Below are 14,640 nucleotides of genomic sequence, written 5' to 3'. Positions count from 1 at the left end.
ACGCCGCGGCCGGCCGGTCACGGTTCGAAGGACGCCGTCACCGCCGCCGCCGTGGCGGGATCGTCCACCAGGAGGATGAGCCGGTGGTCGTGGTCGGAGTACTGCGCCTCGATGTTCACCCCGGCGTCGGCGAGGGCGCGCGTGATCGCCCCGAGCTGCCCGGGCCGATCCTGGTCGAGCCGGCGGACCAGCACGGGCCGGCAGTCCCTCACCCCGATTCCGGCGGCCCGCAGCGCGGAGGACGCCGCCTCGCCGTCCTGGAAGAGAAAGTGCGCGACGGCGCGGCCGTCGACGGTGAACACACCGCCGCCTTCGATGCTGATCCCCGCGGCGCCCAGGGTCTCGGCCATGGCCGCGAGAGCGCCGGGCCGATCGTCCAGTTCGAGCGTCAGATCGTGCAACGTCCCTCCTCCCGGTCGTGGACGCGGCGGCTGTCGCCGGGCGCCTGCTCGCGGTCGGCCGGGCCGTAGTCGCGGATCACCTCGGCCATCCGGAGCCGGTAGCCGGTGAAGAACCGGTGCCGGCCGAGGGCCTGGGCGCGCCGGTGCTCCGGGGCGTTCCGCCAGGCGGCGACCGCCGCCTCGTCCCGGAAATAGCCGATGGCGACGAAGCTGCGCGGCTCCCGGTCGCTGGTGTACCGCTCGACGCCCTCGAAGCCGTCGATCGAGGGCAGCAGTTCCCGCAGCCTCGCCGACTCCGCCAGGTACTCCTGGTAGGCGGCGTCATCGTCGGGATCGAACCGGTACTCGAAAATCATCGCGATCACGTCGCGACGTTAACGCGAGAATATTTCGGCGCCCGTCGAACAATGCCGGACGACGGCTCTCGTCATCCCCGAAAAACCGCCGCCGCGGGCCCTCATGGTGGAGGCGGCCCGCGGCGGCTCGGTCGTTCGGGTCAGCGCAGCGCGCGGTTGACCGCCGACAGCACGGCCTTCAGCGAGGCGGTGACGGTGTTGGCGTCGATGCCGATGCCCCACAGCACCCGCTCGCCGACCTGGCACTCGACGTACGCCGCGGCCCGGGCGTCGCTGCCCTCCGACAGCGCGTGCTCGGCGTAGTCCAGCACCCGGGCGTGGACGCCGATCGTGGCCAGGGCGTTCACGAACGCCGAGATCGGGCCGTTGCCGATGCCCTCGATCTCACGGATCTCACCGTCGACGCGGACGTCGACGTTGAGCATGTCCTTCTCGTCGACCCGTGACACCGCGCGGTGCGCGAGGAGCCCGACCTTCGGCCCGTTCGTCAGGAACTCGGCCTCGAAGATCGACCACATCTCCTCGGGCGTGACCTCGCCGCCCTCGCCGTCGGTGTGCTCCTGCACGACGCGGGAGAACTCGATCTGCAGCTTGCGCGGCAGGTCGAGGGAGTGCTCGGTCTTCATGATGTACGCGACGCCGCCCTTGCCGGACTGGCTGTTCACCCGGATCACGGCCTCGTACGAGCGGCCGACGTCCTTGGGGTCGATCGGCAGGTACGGCAGCGCCCAGCGGTACTCGCCGACCGGCACGCCCGCCTGCGCGGCGTCGCGCTCCAGGGCGTCGAAGCCCTTCTTGATCGCGTCCTGGTGCGAGCCGGAGAAGGACGTGTAGACCAGGTCGCCGGCGTACGGATGGCGCTCGTGCACCGGGAGCTGGTTGCAGTACTCCACGGTGCGGCGGATGCCGTCGATGTCGGAGAAGTCGATCTCCGGGTCGATGCCCTGGGAGAAGAGGTTCATGCCCAGCGTGACGAGGCAGACGTTGCCGGTGCGCTCGCCGTTGCCGAACAGGCAGCCCTCGACCCGGTCGGCGCCGGCCATCATCGCGAGCTCGGCCGACGCGACGGCGGTGCCCCGGTCGTTGTGCGGGTGCACCGACAGGGCCACGTGCTCACGCCGGGACAGGTTGCGGCTCATCCACTCGATCTGGTCGGCGTAGACGTTGGGCGTGGAACGCTCGATCGTCGAGGGCAGGTTGAGCACGATCTCCCGGTCGGGCCCCGGCTGCCAGACGTCCATGACCGCCTCGCAGACCTCCAGCGCGAAGTCCAGCTCGGTGTCGATGAAGATCTCCGGGCTGTACTGGTAACCGAAGTCGCAGTCGCCGAGGTACTGCTCGGCGAACTTCATGACGTGCTGGGTGCCCTCCACCGCGAGGGCCTTGCACTCGGCCCGGTCGATGCCGAACACCACGCGGCGGAACAGCGGCGCGGTCGCGTTGTACAGGTGGACGGTCGCGCGCGGCGCCCCGGCCAGCGACTGGACGGTCCGCTCGATCAGCTCCTCACGGGCCTGGGTGAGGACGGAGATCTGTACGTCGTCGGGGACGCGGTCCTCTTCGATGAGCTGGCGGATGAAGTCGAAGTCGGTCTGGCTGGCCGCCGGGAACCCGACCTCGATCTCCTTGTAGCCCATGCGCACGAGCAGCTCGAACATGGCCAGCTTGCGCGCGGAGCTCATCGGGTCGATCAGCGCCTGGTTGCCGTCGCGCAGGTCGGTGGACAGCCAGCGCGGCGCCTTGGTGACCGTCTTGCCCGGCCAGGTGCGGTCCGGCAGATCGACCGTGGGGAAGGAGGTGTAGCGCCCGAAGGGCATGGGACTGGGCTTTTGACGATGCATGATAAGGGTGCTCCCGGGAGAAGTGCCTGCGGCCGACGATCACGCCGAAGCCCCGCGACGAGGGAGCCGACCTTTTACAGGCCCCCGTCGCGGCCGCTAAGGAGGAGCAGCTCACGCAGCACGTCGCCCAAGCTAACAGACGACACCCGCGCCGTCACAATCGGATCCCAACAGTTGAGACGGATGTGGCTCCGGCCGCCCGCCGGTGTTCAGGGGTGCGGCGCGGTGCGCCCGCCGTACCCGAGGGCCCGGCGGAAGGGCAACGCGAGGAGGAGCACGACGGCGACCAGCACGCTGCCGGCCCAGACGGGTCCCCGCTCGCCCAGCGACGTGGTCAGCGTGGCTCCGGCGATCACTGGTCCGGCGGCGGCCCCGACGTTGAGAGCGGCGGTGGCGTAGGCGCCCGCCATGGTCGGCGCTCCCGCCGCCTCGTACAGCACGCGGGCCACCAGCGTGCTCCCGACGCCGAAGGAGAGCGCGCCCTGGGTGAAGGCGAGCACCAGCACGGCGACCGGGTGCGGCGCGGTGAGGCCCAGGGCGACCCAGCCGCCGAGCAGCAGCGGCCCGCCGGCCAGGACGACGACGGCGGGCCGCCGGTCGGACAACCGCCCGGCGACGGTGACGCCGGCGAAGGACCCCAGGCCGAACAGCACCAGCACGACGGGGACCCACAGCGGAGCCGGCGCGGCGGCCCCGGTGACGAGCGGATCGAGGAAGGTGAAGGTGCCGAAGGTCGCGGCGTCGACCAGCGCGCCCAGCAGCAGGGCCAGGGCCAGCCGCGGACGCCGCAGCTCGGCGAGCTCGCGCCGCAGGCCCGGTGCCGCGTCCTGCCGCCCGTTACCGGCGGGGACGCCACGCGCGATGCCGAGCGCCGCGGGCAGGCACAACAGCGCGACCGCCCAGAAGGCGGCGCGCCAGCCGAACAGTGTCCCCAGCAGCGCCCCGCCGGGCACCCCGGCGATGGTGGCGACCGTGGTGCCGCCCAGCAGGACGGCCAGGGCCCGGCCCTTCCGGCCGGAGGGGACCAGGTCGGCGGCCGTGGTCAGCGCGACCGCCAGGAAGCCGGCGTTGGCGAGCGCCGCGATCGTTCGGGTGGCGAGGAGCACCGTGAAATCGCCGGTGAGGGCGCCGACGACGTGCGCGGCGAGGAAGAGACCGAGAAGGCCCAGCAGGGCCGGCCGCCGCGGCCACCGGCGCGCGAGCCCGGCCGTGAGCGGGGCGCCGACGACCATTCCGACCGCGAAGGCCGAGGTGAGCAGCCCCGCCGTGGCGACCGTAACGCCGAGGTCGGCGGCGATGTCCGGCAGCAGGCCGGCGAGCATGAACTCCGACGTGCCCATGGCGAAGACCGCCACGGCGAGGAGGTAGAGAGCCAGAGGCACCGAGCGACTCCGAGGTGAGGAGAGATCGAAGGAGACGTCTCGTCACCGCGGTCAGCGACCCGGCCGTACCCGTCCGACACCGGCGTGCGGCGGGACAGGACCGTGCGAAGGTTCGGAGGGGGTCAGGGGGCTGACGGGTGACCGAAAGCCCCCACCCTGGATGCCTCTGGGCTCGACATGGCAGGCACGGTAGCTCAGGCGCGCCGCTCCGCGCACCCCGGTTTTCCGGGGATCAGGACGCTCAGGCAGGTGACGCAGCCCTCGAGCTTCTCGAACTCGCCGATGTCGACCACCGTCACGTCGTAGCCCTCGGCGGCGAGCTGTTCGGCCGTACGCGGGGCGGAGGCGCCGACCAGCACCTGCTTCTCCCCCAGCACCACGACGTGCGCGCCCGCCGGCTCCTGGGCCACGCGCAGGTACGGCAGGGCCGAGGTGTCGACCAGATCGGGGACGCCGATGAGCGACCCGTCCGGCAGCGCCGTCATCGCGCTCTTCAGGTGCAGGCAGTCGTTCAGCGCCACCGGCACCAGGCGGCGCCCGCGCGTGGCCACCTGCCGGGTCAGCTGGCAGATCGCGTCTTCGTTCGTACGGGCCGAACGCCCGGCGTAGACGGTGTTGCCGACCTGCAGCACGTCGCCGCCGTCGAGAAAGCCCTCATCGATCCGGGTGACCTCCAGGCCCAGCCCGGTGACCGTGCCCTCCATGGAGGGGATCTCCCCCACGCGTTCGGGCACCCGGGGCCGGCCGAGCACGGCCAGGTCGTCGCAGATCACCACGGTGTCCTCGACGAACACCCCGTCGGGCAGGTCGTCGGCCGGCGGCAGCCAGCGCACCCGCCAGCCCGCGGACTCCAGCGCCGCGACGTACGCCTCGTGCTGGGACACCGCGAGCGCCGCGTCGACCGGCCTGCGCTCGAGGTGCGTGACGATGCCATCTCCGAGGTGGGGACTCGGCCGGCGTACCAGCGCGGTCCGCTCACTCATGAGCGCCCCCGCGCGCGGACGGGCGCGACGTCGGGGCGCTCACTCGCGCGCCGCCCCCTCGGTCGTGCTGATCACGCCGACGGCGTGCGCCGGCGTCATGCCGAGCCGGCCCGCGACCGCGTGCAGCGCCTGGCGCTCGCCCGCGCCGATCGCGCCGTCGGCGAGCGCGACGCGGACGACCTGGGCGAGGAACCATTCGCGTGCCTCGGTGGTGAGCTGGGCGCCCGCTTGGGCGATCACCTCGTCGGTGCCGTCCGGCCGCTCCTCCAGGTCGGCGGCCAGCGTCTCGTCGTCGAAGTCGGCCATGCCGTACCCGCGGACGGCCTCGACGGCACGGGTACGCGCGGCCGGGTCGGCCGGGTCACCCGCCACCAGCACCGCGCCCACCGCGGCGCGCATCGCCATCGGCAGGGCCGCCGCCATCTGCTGCGCGGTGGGCAGGCGCAGCACGTCGAGGTTGAAGCGGCCACGGCACGTGCCGCACTCGATGACCTCGCCGACGTGGTTCAGCGGGATGACCGGGATGAAGAAGAGCGTGAACCAGCGGCGGGCGACCCGCTGCCGGTAGTGCCGGTCGCCCCCGCAGTTGGGGCAATGGAAGTCGCCCTGGCCGATGGTCCGGAAGAACACCGAGAGCCCGAAGATCAGCAACACGGAGGGTCTCCTTCTCTTAGGCAAGGCGCCCGCTGGTATCGATCCTGCCGTATCCGTCCGGCGGGCCGGAACCGTTCGCCGATTCCGCCCTCCCGAAGGATAGGTGGCCGGAACAGGTCCCTCGTCCCTTCATGATCGGCCAAGGACTGTCCAGGCGCCGAGGCGAACTCCTACGCTGCACCGCATGAACCAGCCGTACGACCCCCGCGACGGCGGTGGTCAGCAGCCGTGGGAAGCTCCCCAGCAAGGCTATCCCCCACCGTACGGACCGCCGCCGGGCCCACCACAACCGAGCTTCGGGCCTCCTCCCTCGCAACCCGCCGGCCCGCGTCGCAAGGGCTCACCGTCCGGCATCGCCATCGTCGTCGTGGGCGCGCTCATGGCCATCAGCACCCTGCTGCCGTGGGTCTCGGTGAAACTCCGGCTCGGACCGTCGAACTCCGACACCCCGCTGAGCAGCGCCTCCTTCAGCCGCAGTCTGAAGGGCATCAGCGTTGCCGAAGGCAAGATCGTCCTAGTCTGCGCACTGGCCGCGATCGTCGTCGGCGTCCTGACGATGGTGAACAACGGCAGACTCGCGCTGCTCGCCGACCTGCCCGCGGTGATCGCCATCGTGGTGATCCTCAAGGTGTTCGGCGACAAGGCCAAATACCAGACAGAGGCTGGAGAGGGCCTGCCGGCCGTTATCCAGAACAACATGGATGTCTCACTGTCGGGCGGCATCTACCTGTCGCTGGTCATGGCCACCGCGATCCTCTGCCTGAGCAGCCTCGGCTTCGCGCTGTCGCGGCTGAACTAGATCAGTCGAACCCGAGGCGACGGAGTTGCCTGGGGTCGCGCTGCCAGTCCTTGGCGACCTTGATCCGCAGGTCGAGGTAGACCTTCGAGCCGAGCAGCGCCTCGATCTGCCGCCGGGCGCGCGTGCCGACGTCCTTCAGCCGCGCGCCCTTGGGGCCGATGACGATGCCCTTCTGGCTGGGCCGCTCGACGTACAGCCAGGCGTGCACGTCGACCAGGTCGTCACGGCCCTCGCGGGGCGCCATCTCCTCCACGACCACCGCGATCGAGTGCGGCAGCTCGTCGCGTACGCCCTCCAGCGCGGCCTCGCGGATCAGCTCGGCCACCATCACCTGCTCCGGCTCGTCGGTCAGCTCGCCCTCGGGGTAGAGCGGCATGCCCTCCGGCAGCCGATCGACCAGCACGTCACCGACCACGTCGAGCTGGAACCCCGACTCGGCCGAGCACGGCACGACGTCGGCCCACTCCCCCAGCCGCGACACCTTGAGCAGCTGCTCGGCGACCTGCTTGCGGCTCGCCAGATCGGTCTTGGTCACCATCGCGACGACCGGCGTGCGCCCCACCTGGGCCAGCTCGGCGGCGATGAACCGGTCGCCCGGCCCCACCTGCTCGTTCGCCGGCACGCAGAAACCGATCACATCGACCTCGCTCAGCGTCGAGCGCACCAGGCTGTCGAGCCGCTCGCCCAGCAGCGTGCGCGGCTTGTGCAGGCCCGGCGTGTCGACGATGACGAGCTGCGCGTCCGGACGGTGCACGATGCCCCGGATCGTCCGCCGCGTCGTCTGCGGCTTGCTGCTGGTGATCGCCACCTTGCTGCCGACGAGAGCGTTCATGAGCGTGGACTTGCCCACGTTGGGGCGGCCGATGAAGCAGGCGAACCCCGACTTGAATCGGGTGCCGGTCTGGGGCGAGGTCACACTGTCGATTGTGGCGTACTCACGGCCGCCGCCGGACCGCATGGCGCCGGACCGCATGACGCCGGTCAGCCCCTCAGCACGGCACGTACGGAGCCGTCCGGCCCGGCCACCAGCACCGGAGCCTTCGGCCCCAGGTCGCGCACGGCGGCGATGTCGGGCGCCTCGTCGTCGGTGACGACGGCGGCGGCCTCGAGGTCCTCCGCGCCGCTGGAGACCGCCATGGCCACGGCGACCTGAAGCGCGGTCAGCTTCAACGAGGGAAGCTCCACCGGCCCGGCCGCGTACGTCCGCCCGGTCTCGTCCCGTACGGCGGCCCCCTCGGCGGCCCCGGCACGGGCCCGCGTCGAACGCGCGAGGGTAATGATCTTCATGTCTTCGGCATCAAGCTCACTCACGCCCGCCAGCGTACGTCGCCTCCGGCCGCGCCCGGTCTCCAGATCCGCCGTCGTGGCCGCGCCCGGCCCGGAACCCGCACTCTGATCGGCGGTCTTCAAGCCTCGGCGTTCTCGCGGTCGTCGGCCGGCTGCTCCTCATCGTCCTGCGGCAGGCGCTCGACCAGGACGGTGCCGATCTTGTTGCGGCGGCCGGCGAGGTTCTCCACGGTCAGCCGCAGGCCGGCGACCGTCGCCTGGGAGCCGGCGATCGGAACGCGGCCGATGGCGTGGGCCAGCAGACCGCCGACGGTCTCGACGTCGTCCACGTCGATCTCCACGCCGTACAGGTCGGCCAGGTCCTCGACGGGCAGCCGGGAGGTGATCCGCGCCCGCCCGTCGGCCAGGTGCTCGACCGGCGGAGTCTCCTGGTCGTACTCGTCGGTGATCTCACCGACGATCTCCTCGAGGATGTCCTCGATGGTGACCAGCCCCGCGGTCCCCCCGTACTCGTCGATCACCACGGCGCAGTGCGTCTGCCGGGCCTGCATCTCGCGCAGCAGCTCATCGATCGGCTTGCTGTCCGGCACGTACGTCGCCGGGCGCATGATCGACTCGACCCGCTCCACCGACTCGCCGTCGTGGTACTCGTGGCTGCGGCGCACGATGTCCTTCAGGTAGGCGATGCCGACGACGTCGTCCTCGTTCTCGCCCACCACCGGGATGCGGGAGAAGCCGCTGCGCAGCGCCAGCGACAGCGCCTGGCGCAGCGTCTTCTCGCGCTCGATGAAGACCATGTCGGTGCGCGGCACCATCACCTCGCGGACGAGGGTGTCACCCAGCTCGAACACCGAGTGGATCATCTCCCGCTCGTCCGGCTGGATGAGGCGCCGCTGCTCGGCCAGGTCGACCAGATCCCGCAGCTCCGCCTCGGAGGTGAACGGGCCCTCGCGGAAGCCCTTGCCGGGGGTCAGGGCGTTGCCGAGCAGGATGAGCAGCTTCGGCAGCGGCCCCAGCACCCGCGCCAGCGGATGGATCACCGCCGCGCCCACGAGCGCCACCCGGTCGACGTGCTGACGGCCGAGCGTACGCGGGCTGACGCCGACGGCGATGTAACTGACCACGATCATCACCGCGGCGGCCGTGGCGTACGCCCGCCAGTTCTGGCCGAGCCAGATCGTGCACACGATGGTGACGATCACGGTCGCGGCCAGCTCGCAGCTGACCCGCAACAGCAGGATGAGGTTCAGGTAACGCGGGGAGTCGGCGACGACCTGCGCCAGCATGCGGGCGTTGTGGCCGTCTTCGCGGACCAGCTCTTCGACGCGGACCCGCGAGATCCGGGCCAACGCCGTCTCGGCACTGGCGAACAGGCCCGCCACCGCCACCAGGGCTGCGGCGAGGATCACCAGCCAGATCATGGGCGCGGTCATGAGGGGGCCTGCGCGCGAGCCTCCCGCCACGAGGCGAGAAGCTCCGCTTGCAGGCCGAACATCTCCTTGTGCTCGTCGGGCTCGGCATGGTCGTAGCCGAGCAGGTGGAGGATGCCGTGCGTGCACAGCAGGTGCAGCTCGTCCTCCGTGCCGTGGCCGGCCTTGCGGCCCTGCTGAGCCGCGATCACCGGGCAGAGCACGACGTCACCGAGCAGCGCCGGGTCGGCCGGCGCGTCCTCGGTGCCGCCGGACACGTGGCCCGGGCGCAGCTCGTCCATCGGGAAGGCCAGCACGTCCGTCGGACCGGGCTCCCCCATCCACTTCTCGTGCAGCTCGGTCATCGCCGCCTCGTCCACGAGGACGATGGACAGCTCGGCCAGCGGATGAACGTCCATGCGGTCGAGTACATGCCTCGCCAGAGCGGACAACGTCGTCTCGTCGACGTCCTCACCGGACTCGTTGAGTACTTCGATGCTCATCGCTCGCTCGCTCACCTGATCATCGCCCCCGCTTACGCGGGCCCCGGCCGTCGTGGTTGACGTCGCGCGGCCGGTTCCGCGTGTCGTGGCGGTTGTACGCGTCGACGATCTGGCCCACCAGCTTGTGGCGGACCACGTCCTTACTCGTCAGGGTACGGAAGCTGATGTCGTCGATGCCCTCCAGGATCTCCTGCACGACGCGGAGACCGCTGTCCTGCCCGGACGGCAGGTCGACCTGGGTGACGTCACCGGTCACGACGACCTTCGAACCGAACCCGAGCCGGGTCAGGAACATCTTCATCTGCTCGGGCGAGGTGTTCTGCGCCTCGTCGAGAATGATGAAGGAGTCGTTGAGGGTGTTGTGCGTCAGCAGGTGATCCTGGGTGACGTACAGGGAGTCCTCCGCCGCCACCTGGATGCACACGCACTCCTCGCGCCCCGCGGGCTCGATCGAGTCGATGAACCGCATCGGCCGCCCACCACCACCGGCAGCGTGGTACTTCTCGCGTTTCCGCGCGAGACGGAATGGCTCGACGCCTTCCGGCAGACGGATGTCGACGACATGGGCGTCGCGCCGATAGCCGACATCGCGTCCGTTGGCCCTGCCGGGCATGCGCTCCTCGGCCAGGCGCCGGCGGCTGTACGCCACGCCACCGAGCGACCGCACCAACGCGATGACATCGTCGCGGAGCAGGATCGACGTCGTCGTGAACTGGATGCGGCACGTGCGGTCGGCCTGGGTGACCGGCCCGCCGTCGGTGTCGAGGAGCCCCTGGAGCACCGCGAGGCGGACCTCGGCCGAGTTGTACAGGTAGTCGTCCGGCACGAACTTCGACGCCGATCGCGTGCCGCACAGATCCAGCTCGCGCGCGACCGCGGTCACCGGGTTCGCGGTGGTGATGACCTGTCCGGGCTCGGTAACGCGGTTGAGCACGTAGTCGACGCCGCCCTTGTGGCGGGCCTGGACGCCGGGCAGGGCTTCTCGCAGCGCTGCCGCGAGTTCAGGATCGGTCGTGGCAAAGGACGGTGTCGTGGAACCTGTCAGGCAGCCGTCGCCGAGCAGCAGGCCCAGCGCGTACGGGTCCATGGGGACCTCGCGCTCGGGGAAGCGCACCGGGGCGGTGAGCAGCGGCAGCTCGTAGCGCCGGGCGTGTGCCGCGCGCAGGTTGCCGATCATCTCCTGGGTCTCCAGGACCCGCCACGGCTTGCCACGGCGCTTGTCGTAGGCGGTCCTGACGGTCCACAGGTGCTCGCCGCAGCACAGCGTCCACGCCCCGTCCTGGGCGGTGACGCGGTAGATGTCCCTTTCACCCTGCGGGTAGACGCCGAGGACCGGGGTCGGCTCGCCGTTCGAGCCGACAACAAGATCACCGACCCGGAGATCGCCGATGGGCCGCCACCCGTCCGGCGTCAAAACCGGCATAAAGGTCGGTTGTGCACGACCCCGCATATATGCGAGAGGTGCGACTTCGATCGTGCCGGCGGCCATGAGGCGGGGGATCGAGTCCGGGTCGATCATGTCGTGGAGCGCGTCGTACAGCGGGCGCAGGTACGGGTCGATCTTCTCGTACAGCGTGCCGGGCAGGAAGCCCAGGCGTTCGCCCGCCTCGACGGCCGGGCGGGTCAGGATGATGCGGTTGACCTCCTTGGCCTGGAGGGCCTTCACGGCCTTGGCCATGGCCAGGTAGGTCTTGCCCGTGCCCGCCGGGCCGATCGCGAACACGATCGTGTGCTTGTCGATCGCGTCGACGTAGTGCTTCTGGTTGAGCGTCTTCGGCCGGATCGTGCGCCCGCGCGTGGAGAGGATGTCGAGGGTGAGCACCTCGGCGGGGCGTTCGGCGGTCTCGGCGCGGAGCATCGCCACGCTGCGTTCGATCGCGTCGGGCGTGATCGGCGTGCCGGTCTTGAGCAGGTCGAGCAGCTCTTCGAAGAGCTTGGCGACGAGCTCGGTCTCCTCGGCGGGGCCGGTGATCGTGATCTCGTTGCCACGGACGTGGACGTCGCTGGCGAAGGTCTTCTCGACGACGTCGAGAAGCTCGTCGCGCGAGCCGAGCAGGGCGACCATCGAGAGGTCGTCCGGAATCACGATCTTGACTTGCGTGCGCGCGCTGTCCGGTGCGGCGTCAGCGGTGTGAGTTGAATCGGCCATAGGCCCGGCCTTGCGGCCTTTCCGTCCCTGCCTTCCGGTTGTGTGCGGTCCCCGGCTGCGTCGTACTCATGGTACCGGCACGGGGCCAACCATTTTCGGGTCGCTCACCAGCGGTAAGTCACCCGGGCGGCCAGTTGAGGCCGCGCCCGCCGAGCACGTGGGCGTGCACGTGGAAGACGGTTTGACCCGCTCCAGGGCCGGTGTTGAAGACCACCCGGTAGCCGGACTCGGCGACTCCCTCGGCGACCGCGACCTCGTGCGTGCCGCGTACGAGCTCGGCGAGCAGGCCGGCGTCGGAGGAGGCGAGGTCGGCCGCGGTCGGGTGGTGGGCCTTGGGAACCACCAGCACGTGGGTGGGCGCTTGCGGGTTGATGTCGCGAAATGCCAGCGTACGGTCGGTCTCGCGGACCACGGTCGCCGGCACGTCACCAGACACGATCTTGCAGAACAAGCAGTCCTGTTCTGTCACGGAACCCTCCTCACGCCCCACGGGTCTGCGCATGTTATCGCGGTCCAGGGACAGGACCGCCGCCGTCGGAGCCGCGCCCGGCCGGCGCCCTCACCAGGCGCCCTCACCACAGGCGGATCCGCGGCGCCGCCCGGCCCGTAGGGGACGCGTCTACGAATCGTTACGCGCACGGGGCGTCGCTATGGCCCAGAACCCCCCTCCTCTGGTTAGGGTTGCTGTCGCGAACCCCCGGCGCGCACGGGCCTCCAGCCCCATCAGATCTCCCCGATCCGTGCCCCCGGGCCCTGTTCGCGGGAACTTGCGGATCCGGCGTGGTCTCTAACAAAGAAGGCACATGCCGGGCAACTGATGGGCGGGATAAAGGCGAGACGAGGTATGCCCCTTCGTAAACCTCACAGTGAGGGTGCGCGTCCCACTGATGTGACCGAAACCCTCGTAGCCAGGAGCACGGCGGGAGCTGTGGCGGTCGCCTGGGACGCAGACCAGGCGGTCACCGCTCTCTACAGTGCCCACTACCGCTCGTTGGTACGTCTCGCGACGCTGCTCGTACGCGACGTCGCGACGGCGGAAGAGGTGGTTCAGGACGCGTTCGTGGCCATGCACGGCGCATGGCGGCGGCTGCGCGAGCCCGACAAGGCTCTGTCGTACCTACGGCAGTCCGTGGTGAACCGGTCGCGGTCAGTGTTGCGGCACCGTGCCGTCGTGGAGAAGTACGCCCCCAAGGGGCTTCCCGACGCGCCGAGCGCGGAGAACGGCGCGATCGTGGAGCTCGAGCGCTCCGCGGTCGTGAAAGCACTCGGCGCCCTGCCGAATCGGCAGCGCGAAGCGCTGGTGCTCCGTTATTACGGCGATCTGTCCGAGGCGGAGATCGCCAAGACGATGGGCATCAGCCGGGGGGCCGTCAAGAGCCACACCGCGCGCGGTATGGCCGCGCTACGCAGCGTCCTGGAGCAGCAGTAATGACCCAACCCTTCGATGACGAGTACGGCGACCGTCTTCGCCGTGCCCTGCACGCGGAGGCGGAAGCGGTCACGCCCTCTGCGGAGGGACTCGAGCGCATTCGCGCCAAGATCAACCAGCGGCACGAGCGGCGCTTCGGCGTCTTCTCCCTGTCCGCTTCCTGGTTGCGTCCGCTGGCGGCCGTCGCCGCCGCCGCCGTCGTGTGCGTCGTCGCGCTATCCGTCACACCCGGCCTGGCCAACTTCGTCCAGACCGGCCACTTCAGCCCGGACTCCGGCGGCCACAAGGGAAACTCGGCGGCCACCGACGGTCACTCCCAGGGACAACCGCCACCGGGCGGCCCGTCGACTCCCAATCCGAGCTCCTCCCCCAGTCCGACGTCGATCCACCCGTCCAACTCGGGCAAGCACGTGGTCACCGGCACGTGCCCGCCCGGCGAGACCACGGTCACGCCCACCGCCACGCCGACGGCCGAAGGCCCGGTCCACGTCGGCCCGAGCGCGCGCGTGACGTGCCAGGCGCCCCCTGGCGGCGGCACCACGACACCACCGAGTTCGGGCGGGGCGACCCCGCCGACGGAGTCGTCCCCGCCGACCGCCCCGTCGAGTGACCAGCCGACGTCGGACTCGGCCCCCACGACGGCGCCGAACCAGTCGCCCTGACCCGGTGGCGCCGTCCCGGGAGCATCCGGCACGGCGCCGCCGGTCACCAGCGGCCCGTGCGGCTCAGCAGCACCGAGGCGGCGGCCACGCCCGCCGTCGAGGTGCGCAGCACCGTCGGGCCGAGCACGGACGGCACGCCGCCCGCCGCCGCGAACGCCGCGACCTCCTCGTCGGTCAGGCCGCCCTCCGGGCCGACGACCAGGACGATGTCTCCGGTCTCGGGCACCGGCAGGCCGCTCAACGGGTGTTCGGCCTCCTCGTGCAGCACCACCACCAGCCGCGCGTCCGCGGCCCGCGCGACCGCGTCGGCGGTGGTGGCCAGGTCGGTGACCTCCGGAAGCCAGGCGCGACGGGCCTGCTTGGCGGCCTCCCGTGCCGTGCTGCGCCAACGCGCGAGGGCCTTGGCCCGGCGTTCGGGACGCCACTGGGTCACGCAGCGCGCCGCCGCCCAGGGGACGATCACGTCCACCCCGACCTCGGTCATCGTCTCGACCGCCAGCTCTCCGCGGTCGCCCTTGGGCAGGGCCTGCACCACCACGATCCGCGGATCCGGGCGGGGGACGTGCCGGCGTGCGCGGGCCTCGAGGTGAAGGCTGTCGCGTGCGGCGGAGGTGACGACGCACTCGACGAGCCGGCCCTCTCCGTCGCCGAGGTCGACCCGCTCCCCCGGCCGCAGCCGGCGTACGGCCGCCGCGTGGCGCCCCTCGGGCCCGTCGAGGACGATCCGGTCGGACTCCAGGCGGGCGGCATCGCTGAGGAAGAGGGGTGGGCTCATGGCCCCGATC

16 protein-coding genes and 1 pseudogene are annotated in these 14,640 nt (G+C 71.1%); 3 read left to right on the top strand and 14 right to left on the bottom strand.

Annotation, left to right across the window (positions count from 1 at the left end; genetic code table 11):
- Nucleotides 1-17 precede the first annotated feature (17 nt).
- The 6 genes from OG417_RS18320 to OG417_RS18295 all read right to left on the bottom strand — a co-directional run bounded on the left by OG417_RS18320 (nt 18) and on the right by OG417_RS18295 (nt 5,617).
- Nucleotides 18-401, bottom strand: a complete 384-nt coding sequence (locus tag OG417_RS18320; RefSeq protein ID WP_329257167.1) for an ACT domain-containing protein — start codon at nt 399-401, stop codon at nt 18-20.
- Nucleotides 389-757, bottom strand: a complete 369-nt coding sequence (locus OG417_RS18315) for an antibiotic biosynthesis monooxygenase family protein (protein ID WP_329262375.1) — start codon at nt 755-757, stop codon at nt 389-391. Before OG417_RS18315 ends, OG417_RS18320 begins: the two co-directional genes overlap by 13 nt.
- A gap of 140 nt (nt 758-897) precedes the next feature.
- Entirely contained in the window at nt 898-2,598 is a 1,701-nt protein-coding gene (leuA, locus tag OG417_RS18310) for a 2-isopropylmalate synthase (protein ID WP_442875700.1), read from the bottom strand.
- A 209-nt stretch (nt 2,599-2,807) separates the two neighbouring features.
- Nucleotides 2,808-3,980 (bottom strand): Cmx/CmrA family chloramphenicol efflux MFS transporter, encoded by a 1,173-nt coding sequence (locus OG417_RS18305; protein WP_329257164.1) that lies wholly within the window; start codon nt 3,978-3,980, stop codon nt 2,808-2,810.
- Nucleotides 3,981-4,174: 194 nt separating this feature from the next.
- On the bottom strand, nt 4,175-4,963 hold the full coding sequence (ddaH, locus tag OG417_RS18300) for a dimethylargininase (RefSeq protein ID WP_329257160.1): 789 nt from the start codon (nt 4,961-4,963) through the stop codon (nt 4,175-4,177).
- Between the two features lie 39 nt (nt 4,964-5,002).
- Nucleotides 5,003-5,617, bottom strand: a complete 615-nt coding sequence (locus tag OG417_RS18295) for a zinc-ribbon domain-containing protein (RefSeq protein ID WP_329257157.1) — start codon at nt 5,615-5,617, stop codon at nt 5,003-5,005.
- A gap of 184 nt (nt 5,618-5,801) precedes the next feature.
- Between OG417_RS18295 and OG417_RS18290 the strand changes: the two genes are divergently transcribed.
- Nucleotides 5,802-6,416 (top strand): hypothetical protein, encoded by a 615-nt coding sequence (locus OG417_RS18290; protein ID WP_329257152.1) that lies wholly within the window; start codon nt 5,802-5,804, stop codon nt 6,414-6,416.
- Nucleotide 6,417: 1 nt separating this feature from the next.
- On the opposite strand, the gene era is transcribed toward OG417_RS18290, so the two are convergent.
- The 7 genes and pseudogenes from era to OG417_RS18250 form a co-directional block, all read right to left on the bottom strand.
- On the bottom strand, nt 6,418-7,332 hold the full coding sequence (era, locus tag OG417_RS18285) for a GTPase Era (RefSeq protein ID WP_329257147.1): 915 nt from the start codon (nt 7,330-7,332) through the stop codon (nt 6,418-6,420).
- Between the two features lie 65 nt (nt 7,333-7,397).
- Complete coding sequence (locus OG417_RS18280; RefSeq protein WP_329257144.1) at nt 7,398-7,727, bottom strand: cytidine deaminase; 330 nt, start codon at nt 7,725-7,727, stop codon at nt 7,398-7,400.
- A gap of 95 nt (nt 7,728-7,822) precedes the next feature.
- The gene (locus OG417_RS18275; RefSeq protein WP_329257141.1) at nt 7,823-9,136 is read right to left on the bottom strand and encodes a hemolysin family protein; all 1,314 of its coding nucleotides are present in this window, start codon (nt 9,134-9,136) and stop codon (nt 7,823-7,825) included.
- The gene (ybeY, locus tag OG417_RS18270) at nt 9,133-9,615 is read right to left on the bottom strand and encodes an rRNA maturation RNase YbeY (protein ID WP_329257138.1); all 483 of its coding nucleotides are present in this window, start codon (nt 9,613-9,615) and stop codon (nt 9,133-9,135) included. The genes OG417_RS18275 and ybeY overlap by 4 nt, the downstream gene beginning before the upstream one ends.
- 19 nt (nt 9,616-9,634) lie before the next feature.
- Nucleotides 9,635-10,084 (bottom strand): PhoH family protein, encoded by a 450-nt coding sequence (locus OG417_RS18265; RefSeq protein ID WP_329262369.1) that lies wholly within the window; start codon nt 10,082-10,084, stop codon nt 9,635-9,637.
- A gap of 165 nt (nt 10,085-10,249) precedes the next feature.
- Nucleotides 10,250-11,473, bottom strand: a pseudogene (locus tag OG417_RS54340) (PhoH family protein); the annotation flags it as partial.
- A gap of 409 nt (nt 11,474-11,882) precedes the next feature.
- Complete coding sequence (locus OG417_RS18250; RefSeq protein ID WP_329257135.1) at nt 11,883-12,233, bottom strand: histidine triad nucleotide-binding protein; 351 nt, start codon at nt 12,231-12,233, stop codon at nt 11,883-11,885.
- A gap of 375 nt (nt 12,234-12,608) precedes the next feature.
- Here OG417_RS18250 and OG417_RS18245 point away from each other — a divergent pair, with 375 nt between their 5' ends.
- Complete coding sequence (locus OG417_RS18245; protein ID WP_425550901.1) at nt 12,609-13,193, top strand: SigE family RNA polymerase sigma factor; 585 nt, start codon at nt 12,609-12,611, stop codon at nt 13,191-13,193.
- On the top strand, nt 13,193-13,855 hold the full coding sequence (locus tag OG417_RS18240; RefSeq protein WP_329257129.1) for a hypothetical protein: 663 nt from the start codon (nt 13,193-13,195) through the stop codon (nt 13,853-13,855). The genes OG417_RS18245 and OG417_RS18240 overlap by 1 nt, the downstream gene beginning before the upstream one ends.
- 43 nt (nt 13,856-13,898) lie before the next feature.
- On the opposite strand, the gene OG417_RS18235 is transcribed toward OG417_RS18240, so the two are convergent.
- A complete protein-coding gene (locus OG417_RS18235) occupies nt 13,899-14,630 on the bottom strand; it encodes a 16S rRNA (uracil(1498)-N(3))-methyltransferase (RefSeq protein ID WP_329257126.1) in 732 nt (243 codons plus the stop codon).
- Between the last annotated feature and the right edge of the window lie 10 nt (nt 14,631-14,640).

This window comes from Actinoallomurus sp. NBC_01490, assembly GCF_036227085.1.
Lineage (GTDB): Bacteria > Actinomycetota > Actinomycetes > Streptosporangiales > Streptosporangiaceae > Actinoallomurus > Actinoallomurus oryzae.
The sequence above is the reverse complement of the archived record's forward strand: the minus strand, read 5'-3'. Positions and strand labels throughout refer to the sequence as shown.